The sequence below is a fragment of the Vibrio sonorensis genome (assembly GCF_001854765.1).
Taxonomy (GTDB): Bacteria; Pseudomonadota; Gammaproteobacteria; order Enterobacterales; family Vibrionaceae; genus Vibrio; species Vibrio sonorensis.
Genome location: NZ_LJJE01000002.1, coordinates 320,023 through 332,247, shown reverse-complemented (window position 1 = coordinate 332,247; position 12,225 = coordinate 320,023). Strand labels below are relative to the sequence as shown.

The following is a 12,225-nucleotide window of genomic DNA, read 5'->3' as shown; positions in this document are numbered from 1 at the left end:
TAGTGGAATATCTTATAACCAGATTAATAGGCATAACTGAATGACAAGCAACAAAGTTTGCTAAAAGTCACACCGATGCCGAACCCCATTCCCTAAGTTATTTAAAGATAGGGTTCGCCCTTTGTTGAACTAAGGCTCACAATTTGAAGAAGCCTATGATGGCGCGAAGATTATTCGAAACCTCGGCCAGTTCTGAGCTAGATTACGCTGTCTGATGCGCCCCAGTAACGGTTTGTGCAGTAAGGTCGCGAATTCTTATCAAGCTTTGATCTATTTCCGAAGAGACTTGGGCCTGTTCTTCCGTTGCACTGCCGACCGACGCAGTTTGCTCGTTGATGTCTTTCATTGAAGTTGCGATCCGATCAATGGCGTGTCCCGTTTCGGATACGTTCTCTCTCGTTTTTTCAACCACTTGCTTACAATTATCTATGATTGAAACGGTTTCCCCGCTTTGAGTATTCACTCGGCTGACCATCTCTTCGATCTGCTGGGTAGAGACTTGCGTCCGTTGAGCTAGATTTCTTACTTCATCGGCCACCACTGCAAAACCGCGCCCCGACTCGCCTGCTCTAGCAGCTTCAATAGCAGCATTGAGAGCGAGTAAGTTAGTTTGCTCTGCAACCCCTCTAATCACATCTAAAACGGTGTTAATACCGCGAACTTGTTCCGCCAGTTCTTCCACGTGTTTACTACCACAGTGTACCTGCTGAACTAGGTCTTCGACAATTGACACCGTGCTCTTCATTCTCGCCATTTCAGCTTGGCACTCTGTGTCTGCTTTAGACGCACTTTCGGATGCATGAGTGGCATTGCTCGCCACTTCGTGAACCGATGCGGCCATCTCATTAACTGCGGTAACCGCTTGTTCTAGTTCCTGGTTTTCACCTACCATCGCCTGCTCTGCTTGTTCCGTGACTACGCTGAGTTCTTCGGCGGTGCTAGAAAGCTGATCCGATGCCGTTCTTATCTGCATGATCATACTGGTCAGTTCATCCACCATCACCACCATAGCGCCTTTTAGACCCGTAGCCCCTTCTGATGAAAGTTTTAGGTTGAGATGTCCTCTGGCAACCTTGTCCATCAAGCTAGCCATCTCTTCTGGTTCACCACCGAGTGGTTTCATTACCGCTCGTGTCACAATCATAGAGCAATAAGCCCGGCCAATAACGCCCCGATTAATACTCCGCCATTTAACTGCAAAAGCTGATAGACAGGTATCAAAGCTTCAGCTTCATCGATCTCAGCTAGCACCGCCCATCGAAAGCCATAAACCTCAATAGGGGCATAAGCCGACAGAACAGGATTGCCGTTGTAATCTATCACTACCTCGAAACCACTTTCTCCGCTTAACGCTTTTTTCACGGCATCACTTGTGACACCGTTTTTCTCTATTGTCCCTGCAAATGAAGCTTTAATTGAGTGCCCTTCAGGATCCAAGTAGGAATCTGACCGCATCCTAAAATCTGAGCCAACTAAATACGTTTCTCCCGTTTCACCCATTCCGCTTCTCAGGTTCATTAAGCTATTAATGCCATCTATGGACATCTGCGTCGCAACCATCCACGTTTGCCCATCTACCGTGATGGGTTCTCCGATAAATGCAGCAGGCTCATTATTAGAAGGGGCATAAGGGGTAAAATCTTGAGCGGCAAAGTCAGCGCCCTGCTTGATGGAGGCAAATAGTTTTCCAAGGCCGGAAGCCGCGTAAGGGCCATTTAGCAAATTAGTTTGATAATCCGATTCTCGCGCAACGGTATAAACAATATCGCCACTGGGATTAACAATGAAGATATCGTAAAACTCTAACTCGTGATTAAGCACTGTCATGGTTTCGTGGAATCTATCGCTGTCGTACTCATACAGCTCCGCTTTTGCAGTAAAAGCGACGGCTTTCAAGTTTCGCTTATATCGTTCAAACAGCTCCAATACGCGGGCTTGTTTTACATCCCTTAACGCGATCAACCGCTCTTGGTTTAGCTGGTCAACACTCTTACTCGCACTCATTGCTGAAACTAGCAGCGCCACCAACACCGGCATTATGCTGGCAAAAAGCACCCAGCTTTTTACTCGTAAACTAAATCTCATCTTAGCCCCCACTATTATCTTTATATTGGGATTTCTACTGACGTACTCTGGTTTTATCGCGTAGTGACATGCTGTAAAAACGCGATTAATTATTTTGGTATCAATGCTTGGATACAGATTAGAGCGTAGCAGCCCAGATAAGAGTCTAAGTGCACAAACAGTAAGGTTGATGAGCAAAAAGCGGCTTAAAAATGAGAAAAAGTTTCAGCAGCAAAAGTGACATGTGTCGCTATGTTATTGTCAGTTAGGATAATAATTGCATAAATAAGTGCGAGGTGAACTGCGAAGGTTTGCAGAAACACCCCATTTTGATAATTGTATTGTTTAGAGGCAGATCACAATAAATTTGATATTCTTTTTCAATGAATCCATCAGCGAGTCATTTTTTTCACAAATACCACGACAAATAGCGCCATAGTAAAACTGCCTAAAAAGGCTTCCACGGCCGCAATAAACCTTGCGACACCGACTGGAGTAATATCGCCATACCCCAAGGTGGTAAATGTCACAACGCTAAAGTAAAGCGCGTTAAAAAACTCTAATAAATAGAACTGCCACCCTTCGACACCTTCATAAATGGGGTTGGCTGAAGTGGTATCGAGAATAAAGTACGCACAGGCGCATGCGAAGATTAAACTAATGGAGAACGCCACCACCCGTAGAGGATCTTCACCGTAGCCACAAAACAGATCGACCGCTTTTGAGATCCAGCGCTTTAAACTGTATCTGGGCATTTGATAGCGGCGAAAACGCATCTCTTTTTTAAAAAAGTGTCCAGCAGTCTCGAACAAACCTTGCTTCTCACACTGCTTTCGAATGTTGCGACACACCTCTTCCGCCTCTTGACAGAGACTGTGTGACTTACCAGTTCGCTTTAACGCTCCGGCTTCCTGAGCTTCCATCTCTTGCTTGAGACATTCGCCCCACTCAATGTTTTCTAGTCGCGCTCTACCGAGTTCTGCACCGAGCAAATTACAGTTTTCTAACTTTGCACAGTGGAGATTCGCACCGAGTAATTTAGTTTTCATTAACGAAGAGCCACGCAAATCTAAACCGAAGAAGTGAGCATCACTCAGATCGGCGCGATAAAAATCTGCATTGCGACACTGAAAGCCAACCTTGTTGCCTCGGTTAACTAAGTTAAGGTCAACTAAATTTGTTCTCGCCAACTGAAATCCGTCTAAAGGTTTACCCTCTGCTGCCCATTCTTCCACCTGCTCTTTTATATCGTCTTTGCTTTTATCAATATCAGGATCATGCCAATAGCAAAGACCTGATTTTGTCGCAGGTTGGTCGCAGCACCAGCCATCGGGGTTTCGATAGCTACATTTACCCGTATTTGATTTCATATTTGCTGCCCTCAGTCTTAACATTGTAGACGGTGGCAAGAGGGACGCCAGATTATTTACAACTCTATCAACGAGAAACTTGCTGCCTTAACCATTGGCTAAATAGTCGAGTCGCTTGGTTATGGCTATGAATAATAAGAAAGTATCCAGCATTGGCAGGAATTGGGCTAAATGGGGCGATTAAACGATTTGAATCTAACTCATTAGTGATCAGCGCTTGTCTGGCAAGAGCAATCCCAACCCCAGCTTCAGCAGCAGACATTGCCATATCGGTACGATTAAAGAAGTGGCCGCGATTTGTGTCGATATCAAACTGTCGCTGCTCACTCCAGAAACGCCATTCGCTGTCGCGTTTTGCTTTGTTCCACGGCATAGCATCATGAAGTAACGTGACTTCTTGCCACACTTTGCTATCCCCCATTTCTAACGCTTTGTGCTGCTGCCAATAGTCTGGTGTCATCACTGGCAATAACCACTCTTCCATTAACAATTCCGCATTGGGGCGAGCATAAGGAATGGGGCCATAGTCGATAGCTATATCGTAGTCTTGACGTTCACTGTCCACCAGCGCCCCCTCAGCAAAGGTATAGACCTGAATATCTCTATGCGCTTGGTAAAACTGTTCCAATCTAGGCACCAACCATTTAAATGCTAATGAAGGGGTCAGTTTCAACCTTATGCTCTGGTGATCGTCGAGTTTGGAAATGTGCTCGACATGATGTTCGATGGCTTGAAAGTGAGGCTGGACCTTTTCAAGCAGTAACGCACCTTTTTCAGTGATGCGTATGCCCCTTGAATGACGTTCAAATACCGAAAAGCCCAACTGATTTTCTATCGCAAGCAGTTGTTGGCTCACCGCTCCCGTTGTTAGAAACATCGCCTTTGCGGCGCTAGACAAACTTTGGTGACCAGCTATTTGCACAATCAAATTTAAACCCGACAGTTTAGACGCCTTCACTTCCGCCTCCGCTTATAAAAAAACTAAAAGCTAAGGGTAATTTTTTTCGATTGTTAAGTAAATGTAAATCATAGATCCTTCCACCGCTTTCAAATTAGGAGAATCAAAATGCATGTGGTGGTTTTAGGCAGTGGTGTCATTGGCTTGATGTCTGCGTGGTATTTAAGAGAAGCTGGGTATCAAGTCAGTGTCATTGACCGTCAGCCAGAAAGCGGAAACGAAACCAGTTTTGCCAACGCAGGCCAAATATCCTACGGCTACTCCTCTCCTTGGGCCGCACCAGGTGTTCCAAGCAAAGCATTAAAATGGTTGTTTGAAGAACACGCGCCTTTGAAAATCACGCCTAGCCCAGACAAAAAATTAATCAAATGGGCGGGAAAGATGCTGCTCAATTGTCAGATTGACAGGTATAGAGTCAATAAAGCCCGCATGCTTGCACTGGCCAATCACAGTCAAGCTTGCCTCCAATCGCTAAAACAGAAAGTTAAACTCGACTACCAAGGTAGAGAGCTTGGAACACTACAGGTATTTCGGCATCAAGCTCAGCTTAAAGCGGTTGAAAAAGATATGCGCTTGTTAGAAGAGAGTGGCACCCGTTTTCAATTGCTTTCTCAAAGCGAATGTATACAACAAGAGCCGGGGCTAGCTTCTGTCGAAGACAAACTGGTTGGCGGCTTATTCCTCCCTGATGACGAAACCGGAGACTGCCACCTTTTTTGCCAACAAATGACCAAGCGAGCCAAAGACAACGGGATCGAGTTCTATTTCGACACCCACATCAATGGTTTAATTACCGAAAAAGATCAGGTTGTCGCGGTAAGTACCGATCAAGGCCAAATTAAAGGTGACGCCTTTGTCGTTGCCATGGGCAGCTACTCAACTAAATTACTTGAACAACTGAACATCAAGATCCCTGTTTACCCAGTAAAAGGCTATTCACTGACCATACCTATTCAAGATGAAGCTCACTGCCCAACTTCAACCATTATGGACGAGAGCTATAAAGTGGCACTAACACGCTTTGACGACAGGATTAGGGTTGCAGGAATGGCTGAACTCAATGGCTTTGATCCTACTCTTCCAAAAAAACGGCTCGCAACACTAGAACACGTTGTTGCTGATCTGTTTCCTAAAGGGGTCGACCTATCTCGCGCCGATTACTGGACGGGATTTCGGCCCATGACACCAGATGGAACACCTTTGATCGGTGCTACACCCTATTTCAACTTATACACCAATACCGGTCATGGAACACTGGGCTGGACAATGGCTTGTGGGTCTGGCGATATGCTAGCCAAAATAGTCAGTCATCAACTTCCAGACCATTTTCAGCAGGACGCCTATAACCTCTATCGGTACGACTGACCGATGGCATTGCCCTTCCTTGGGCAATGCCACCAACACATCTGACTAAAAAATGACCAACCACCAGAACGAAAATTTAATCACAGCCCCACTTTGTACTATTGATTTGTTCTATACATATTCACTTTTATCAACTAAAAAACCACCTTCTTGATCATTGCGACCAATAACACCAATTATTAACATTTATTTAGCATTTTGTGTTCACGCTCACATCGATAAACATAAACAGACATTTTAGTTAACAATCAAGTTACAAAAAGATTAATATCTCGAACGAAAAACAACCACAACTACCATTAACAGGGAAAAGTACTATGCAGTCATTAGTTGATTTTCTTAATGGAATAATCTGGAGTCCGGCACTGATTTATTTGTGTCTGGGAGCTGGTCTGTTCTATTCCGTGATGACCCGTTTTGTTCAGGTTCGTCACTTTTCTGAAATGTGGCGTCTTTTGCTTTCAGGTAAAAGCTCAGATAAAGGCATTTCATCTTTCCAAGCCCTAGCGGTTTCTCTTTCAGGTCGAGTCGGTACAGGTAACATCGCTGGTGTTGCTGCGGCAATCGGTTTTGGTGGCCCTGGTGCCGTATTCTGGATGTGGGTTGTAGCCTTCTTTGGCGCAGCAACAGCATACGCAGAATCTACACTGGCTCAGCTTTATAAAGAAGAAGATAAAGGCGAGTTCCGCGGTGGCCCAGCTTACTACATCGAAAAAGCGATGGGGCAAAAATGGTATGCTTGGATCTTTGCTATCGCAACTATCTTTGCATGTGGTGTATTACTTCCTGGCGTTCAGTCAAACAGTATTGGTAATGCTGTCGAAGCGGCGTTTGGCAGTGGTGATATGATCGAAACCGCTATCGGTACCTTCAGTTTTGCGAAAATTTTCACTGGTACGGTTGTTTGTGTCATCCTAGCTTTCATCATCTTCGGTGGTGTAAAGCGCATCGCGAACTTCACACAGATTGTTGTCCCATTCATGGCACTCGCCTACATCATTACTGCTTTTGTCATCATCTTGCTAAACATCGGTGAAGTACCGCGTATCTTTGGCATGATCATTGGTGACGCATTCACACCGATGGCGGGCATTGGTGCTGCAATTGGTTGGGGTGTAAAACGCGGAGTTTACTCTAACGAAGCAGGCCAAGGTACTGGCCCTCATGCAGCAGCGGCAGCGAACGTTGACCACCCAGCTCAACAGGGTCTAGTGCAGTCGTTCTCTATCTACATCGATACTTTGCTGGTTTGTTCTGCAACGGCGTTTATGATCCTAATCACCGGTGCTTACAACGTTCACGGTGCTGATGGCTTCTTAGTTCAAAATCTCCCAGCCGATATTGCCGCAAACGCACCGGTGTTTACCCAGATGGCGATTGAAAGCGCTTTACCGGGTATAGGTAAGCCGTTTATTGCAATCGCACTATTCTTCTTCGCCTTTACCACCATTCTGGCGTACTACTACATCGCTGAAACCAACATTGCCTACATCCGCCGTACGTTCAAAGTCAACGGTCTAATGTTTGTTCTCAAAGTGGTATTGATTGCTGTCGTATTCTACGGAACAGTGAAAACCGCTAACCTTGCGTGGGCCATGGGTGATGTTGGTGTTGGCCTAATGGCTTGGCTAAACATCGTCGGGATCTTAATTATCTTCTTTATGTCTAAACCTGCTCTAAAAGCACTAAAAGACTACGAAGAGCAACAGAAGCAAGGTGTCACCGAATACACTTTCAACCCTGTAAAACTCGGTATTAAAGGGGCGACGTACTGGGAAGAACGTTACCGCCGTAAAACAGGACAAGATCCACAAGCTCAAGAAAAAGAAACAAAGACCGTTGAACAACCTTCAACCTAAGTTTCTCAAACAGAAAAAGGGTTAGCGTGAGCTAACCCTTTTATTTTCCAGAAAGCTGGAATTTAAACCTCTGCTTTTTCCATTCACTAACTTTATCAGACAGTCAATTAGCAATACTCCGGTGCAGAGAAGTTTACTGTTCCCAACAGTAACTTTATGCCGCCACTTGCTCTAAGCTAGGCTGAGAATCGCGCTTCTCGCCAATCGGAAGAATCGTGCGGCCATATTCGTTGTTCAGTACTTGTGCCATAGCAAAGTAAATAGCGCTCGCTCCGCAGAAAATGCCTTCGTAACCCGCTATTGTGCCAATCAGTTCGCTGCCAGTGAAATCGCGAATCGCCAGTAAAGCAAACAAAATGGTCAATGAACCAAAGACAACTTGCTTCGCAACTGGGTAGCGCAGTGAACCAATAAACATAAATCCGGTAAAGATGCCCCAAAGTGTCAGGTACCACCCCATAAAGCCGTGTGGGCTTGCTGGTAGTCCCATGTATGGCATAACGATAATTCCGACCAAGGTCAGCCAAAACAAGCCGTAGGAGGTAAATGCAGTTGTACCAAAGGTATCTCCGCGCTTAAAGCACATCATACCCACTAGAATTTGGCTGATACCGCCATAGAAAATTCCCATTGCGAGAATCATTGAATCAATGGGAAAAAATCCAGCATTGTGAATGTTGAGTAGAACCGTCGTCATCCCGAACCCCATTAGACCCAATGGTGCTGGATTGGCAAAATTAGTGGACATCTGTTACTTACCTAAAAAAAATTTTAAACCTTATTTAAATATTTTAAATAATAAGTACACAGTTGCACAAAACTCGTTTTCGAAAACTAAGTTTTCAAAAACAACAAAATACCTATACATGCATTCTCAAAAACGCCAGAAAACGTTATTCCAGTATCGAGTTGAAATTGGCGGTGCTTCGCTTGTTAGTAAAACTAAAGTTCCCCATAACCCAGAAGTAAGTGAGATTAAATAGACTTGGTATACGATGGAGTTAAAACTCATGAGACTTAAGATTACGGTCAACCGTAAATGAGTTTATAACAATGAAAGACGATGATTAGATTCAATTTCATCGATAAACGACGACTCTACTCCAATTTTAGCCGCTATTCTTCGCCAACCTAAGATTGCTTCATAGACCTGTAACATGATCTTCTCGCCTTCTTCTCTCAAGGATTCTGGTAATACTCCCATAAGATCCTGTTTGACAAAGTTGTCTCGTTTACCATTGATAGACATCTGATGACTATCCACCCAAGGTGAACCTGGCTTATAACTGTATGCTATATCGAACGCAGGAGCTAACGCCCACTTCTTTTGATCATTGAGAACAAAGCCCCAATTTTTTGTATGATCATCATGGTTTCGAGCTATGACGTTAAAAACCATACGCCTAAAGGTCTCCAGCGCTGTATTTCTATCCAACCTTAGAGCGCGAAGTAAGGTAAAAAGCTCTTCATAACTATAAGCTCCCGGCTTTTTAAAATCGGCATGATCCATTGCACACAAAGATTGATAATGCACCTTATCATTTCCAATACGGTCAAATCGCTTTGTCATAAAGTGGGCTCTTCCGTTTTCCCTAAAAAGCTCGCAATAAGAAATGTCGATACCCGCCTCTTTAGCCATTTTATAGTATGCGTACTCCATCAAGCCAAACCCTTTAGGGTCGCCAAAAACTTCACTACTTGATGAGCGCTCTACTACGCCATCAAACTTGATTAAGAAGTGCTCAAAACCCTCAGGACAATTCACTTGACCAGAACGAAGCTGAGTGCGGTCAGCATTGACAGCTATCACCGCCTTAGCGCGAGCACCACCAGCAGACGTACCAACCTGAACAATACCAGACAATGCCTGCTTAGCATCCTCATCATGTATCGTTTCATTGATATCATTACGCTGATCGAGAACGGATTGTGCCATTGCTACAAGAGAATCCATTTCGAGGGGTTCGCTATTATTTTTAGTACTTTCAGCGAGAGCCGGTGCGTATTCAAGTGCCCCCATCCCTCTAGTGCCAGTATAAAGTAATCGTTCCAATGCACTGAAAGATTGCGGATCGCGTCCTTGCCTTGCGAGCCAAGCATTAATCACAGCATTACCAAAATCATCGGGTAAGGTATCTGCAAATGCAGCTGGCAAACCTTTATATGTCGGATAGCTCAAGTATGGAAAACTGAAAACGCCAGACTTTAGAGGCAGCCTATGTGAAACAGCGAACCCCCGTCGCAGCCACTCATCGAAATACTCAAAGCTCACTACACCTGTATCCGAGTTTCTTGCTAAGGCTCCGACGTCTTTTCCAAAGATACTAACTTTTGCCGTGTCGTATTTTTTAGCTACCAACCTAAGTCCCCTTCATCTTCACTGTTTTGTTTTCCAGTAGCCCCCCTTACTCGCTGACGGAGCTTACCCCGCATCTTTAAAAGTTGTACTGGGCTAATACCGGGATCAGGTAAGAAAGATTCAACATCTTCCAGAGCTTCTAATACTCTAAGAACCTTAATCACATTCATTAAGGTCGCTTTGCCAACAATCATATTTTGGTAGGTAGAACGACTTATACCCGCTTTCTTTGCTAACTCTGACTGAGTAAAAGGGATGTGGCTATCCAACCTTCGCCTTTCAATTCTTCGGCCAAGCTCAAGTGAAAGTGCCTCATCTGACATCGCGTATACGTTCGTATCCATAATAGTGACCTATTTTCCAAGCGTTAAGTTCATTTAATTATCCTTATGACCCAATTATAGGTTGTAAAGACAGTGACCAAATCAAGAACCCATGCAAACATAAAGACCTAATAATAGGTCATAAAACACTAAACACAAACTTTTTGACCTAAAATAAAGTCATTAAAAACCTCAAACTATAATTTTCCAGCGACATGACCAGTCATAACCCGTTGAAGCGTGCTTGGCGATACTAGTCATTCCCAAAAATACCTAAGGCAAAAACAAAAAAAGTCCGCAATTACGCGGACTTAAGTATGATTTAGTATCTGTTAGTATCAGATGCTTCCAGTTGAGAAATTATTCCCATTCAATCGTCGCTGGTGGCTTACCAGAGATGTCGTATACCACACGTGAAATGCCGTCGACTTCATTGATAATACGGTTAGAAACCTTACCTAAGAAATCGTATGGCAGGTGTGCCCAATGCGCAGTCATAAAGTCGATAGTTTCGACAGCACGCAAAGAGACAACCCAGTCGTACTTACGGCCATCACCCATTACACCTACCGAACGAACTGGTAGGAATACCGTGAACGCTTGAGAAACTTTGTTGTATAGGTCTGCTGCGTGTAGTTCTTCAATAAAGATAGCGTCTGCACGACGTAGCAAGTCACAGTACTCTTTCTTGATTTCACCAAGAACTCGTACACCTAGACCCGGACCCGGGAATGGGTGACGGTAAAGCATGTTGTATGGAAGACCAAGCTCTAGACCAATCTTACGCACTTCATCTTTGAACAGTTCGCGAAGCGGCTCAACCAGACCCATTTCCATATCATCAGGTAGACCACCTACGTTATGGTGAGACTTGATAACGTGCGCCTTGCCTGTTTTAGATGCAGCCGATTCGATAACGTCTGGGTAAATGGTACCCTGAGCTAGCCATTTGGCATTTTTCAGCTTCTTCGACTCTTCATCGAATACGTCAACAAATACGTGACCGATAGTCTTGCGCTTCTCTTCTGGATCGCTCTTACCTTCAAGGGCTTTCAAGAAGCGATCTTCAGCGTCCACTTTGATAATGTTCAGGCCGAACTTATCGCCAAACATATCCATCACTTGCTGACCTTCGTTTAGACGAAGTAGGCCGTTGTCGACAAAAACACAAGTCAATTTGTCGCCAATCGCTCGGTGTACTAGCATCGCAACGACTGATGAATCAACACCACCTGATAGACCTAGGATAACTTCATCCTCACCCACTTGCTCTTTAATACGAGCAACCGCATCTTCAATGATAGATTCAGAAGTCCACAAACCTTCACAACCACATACGCCAAGAACAAAGTTCTCTAGCATCTGCTTGCCTTGTTTGGTGTGGGTTACTTCAGGGTGGAACTGAACGCCGTAGTACTTCTTCTCTTCGTTCGCCATCGCAGCGTATGGACAAGTGTCCGTTTCGCCTGCTTTTACGAAGTCAGATGGAATTTCTACCACCTTGTCACCGTGGCTCATCCAAACATCTTGTAGTTCTTCAAGATCTTTAAAAATGGATGATTCGCCAGAAACTTTAACTTGCGCGTAGCCAAACTCACGTTCTGTTGAGCCTGCTACTTTACCGCCTAGCTGTTCTGCCATGGTCTGCATGCCGTAACATACACCAAGAACAGGAACACCTGAGTCAAACACATATTGTGGAGCGCGTGGAGAGTCGTTTTCCGTCACACTCTCTGGGCCACCAGATAGGATGATACCGTCTGGATTGAATTCACGAATATCCGCTTCTTCTACGTCCCAGCTCCATAGTTCACAGTAAACACCGATTTCACGGACACGGCGCGCAACTAGCTGCGTGTACTGAGAACCGAAGTCCAGAATCAGAATACGTTGGTCATGGATATTTTTCGTCATTGTGGGCAATCTT

At 44.6% G+C, this 12,225-nt stretch carries 9 protein-coding genes and 1 pseudogene; 2 read left to right on the top strand and 8 right to left on the bottom strand.

What is annotated here, in order from left to right; translation table 11 throughout:
* Positions 1-202: 202 nt before the first annotated feature.
* The 4 genes and pseudogenes from BLO31_RS25075 to BLO31_RS01500 form a co-directional block, all read right to left on the bottom strand.
* Positions 203-652: pseudogene (locus BLO31_RS25075) on the bottom strand (methyl-accepting chemotaxis protein); the annotation flags it as partial.
* A gap of 488 nt (positions 653-1,140) precedes the next feature.
* Positions 1,141-2,085 (bottom strand): cache domain-containing protein, encoded by a 945-nt coding sequence (locus BLO31_RS01510; RefSeq protein ID WP_070962557.1) that lies wholly within the window; start codon positions 2,083-2,085, stop codon positions 1,141-1,143.
* A gap of 371 nt (positions 2,086-2,456) precedes the next feature.
* Positions 2,457-3,434: an ion channel gene (locus BLO31_RS01505; protein ID WP_070962556.1), complete on the bottom strand. Its 978-nt coding sequence runs from the start codon at positions 3,432-3,434 to the stop codon at positions 2,457-2,459.
* A 67-nt stretch (positions 3,435-3,501) separates the two neighbouring features.
* Entirely contained in the window at positions 3,502-4,392 is an 891-nt protein-coding gene (locus BLO31_RS01500; RefSeq protein ID WP_070962555.1) for a LysR substrate-binding domain-containing protein, read from the bottom strand.
* Positions 4,393-4,500: 108 nt separating this feature from the next.
* Between BLO31_RS01500 and BLO31_RS01495 the strand changes: the two genes are divergently transcribed.
* Both BLO31_RS01495 and BLO31_RS01490 read left to right on the top strand, forming a co-directional pair.
* Entirely contained in the window at positions 4,501-5,757 is a 1,257-nt protein-coding gene (locus BLO31_RS01495; protein WP_070962554.1) for a D-amino acid dehydrogenase, read from the top strand.
* A 317-nt stretch (positions 5,758-6,074) separates the two neighbouring features.
* Complete coding sequence (locus BLO31_RS01490; RefSeq protein WP_070962553.1) at positions 6,075-7,616, top strand: alanine/glycine:cation symporter family protein; 1,542 nt, start codon at positions 6,075-6,077, stop codon at positions 7,614-7,616.
* A gap of 154 nt (positions 7,617-7,770) precedes the next feature.
* On the opposite strand, the gene BLO31_RS01485 is transcribed toward BLO31_RS01490, so the two are convergent.
* The 4 genes from BLO31_RS01485 to guaA all read right to left on the bottom strand — a co-directional run bounded on the left by BLO31_RS01485 (position 7,771) and on the right by guaA (position 12,212).
* Complete coding sequence (locus BLO31_RS01485; protein WP_070962552.1) at positions 7,771-8,364, bottom strand: acetate uptake transporter; 594 nt, start codon at positions 8,362-8,364, stop codon at positions 7,771-7,773.
* A gap of 297 nt (positions 8,365-8,661) precedes the next feature.
* Positions 8,662-9,975 carry a type II toxin-antitoxin system HipA family toxin gene (locus BLO31_RS01475; protein WP_070962550.1) on the bottom strand — a complete coding sequence of 438 codons (1,314 nt, stop codon included), beginning with the start codon at positions 9,973-9,975 and terminating at the stop codon, positions 8,662-8,664.
* Positions 9,969-10,319, bottom strand: a complete 351-nt coding sequence (locus tag BLO31_RS01470) for a helix-turn-helix domain-containing protein (protein WP_070962549.1) — start codon at positions 10,317-10,319, stop codon at positions 9,969-9,971. The genes BLO31_RS01475 and BLO31_RS01470 overlap by 7 nt, the downstream gene beginning before the upstream one ends.
* A gap of 339 nt (positions 10,320-10,658) precedes the next feature.
* Positions 10,659-12,212, bottom strand: a complete 1,554-nt coding sequence (guaA, locus tag BLO31_RS01465) for a glutamine-hydrolyzing GMP synthase (RefSeq protein WP_070962548.1) — start codon at positions 12,210-12,212, stop codon at positions 10,659-10,661.
* Positions 12,213-12,225: the final 13 nt, after the last annotated feature.

What these genes read in the sequence shown, in the direction of transcription:
- BLO31_RS01470 (WP_070962549.1), bottom strand. Translation starts at nt 10,319, where the DNA reads ATGGATACGAACGTATACGCGATGTCAGATGAGGCACTTTCACTTGAG.
- guaA (WP_070962548.1), bottom strand. Translation starts at nt 12,212, where the DNA reads ATGACGAAAAATATCCATGACCAACGTATTCTGATTCTGGACTTCGGT.
- BLO31_RS01485 (WP_070962552.1), bottom strand. Translation starts at nt 8,364, where the DNA reads ATGTCCACTAATTTTGCCAATCCAGCACCATTGGGTCTAATGGGGTTC.
- BLO31_RS01490 (WP_070962553.1), top strand. Translation starts at nt 6,075, where the DNA reads ATGCAGTCATTAGTTGATTTTCTTAATGGAATAATCTGGAGTCCGGCA.
- BLO31_RS01505 (WP_070962556.1), bottom strand. Translation starts at nt 3,434, where the DNA reads ATGAAATCAAATACGGGTAAATGTAGCTATCGAAACCCCGATGGCTGG.
- BLO31_RS01510 (WP_070962557.1), bottom strand. Translation starts at nt 2,085, where the DNA reads ATGAGATTTAGTTTACGAGTAAAAAGCTGGGTGCTTTTTGCCAGCATA.
- BLO31_RS01495 (WP_070962554.1), top strand. Translation starts at nt 4,501, where the DNA reads ATGCATGTGGTGGTTTTAGGCAGTGGTGTCATTGGCTTGATGTCTGCG.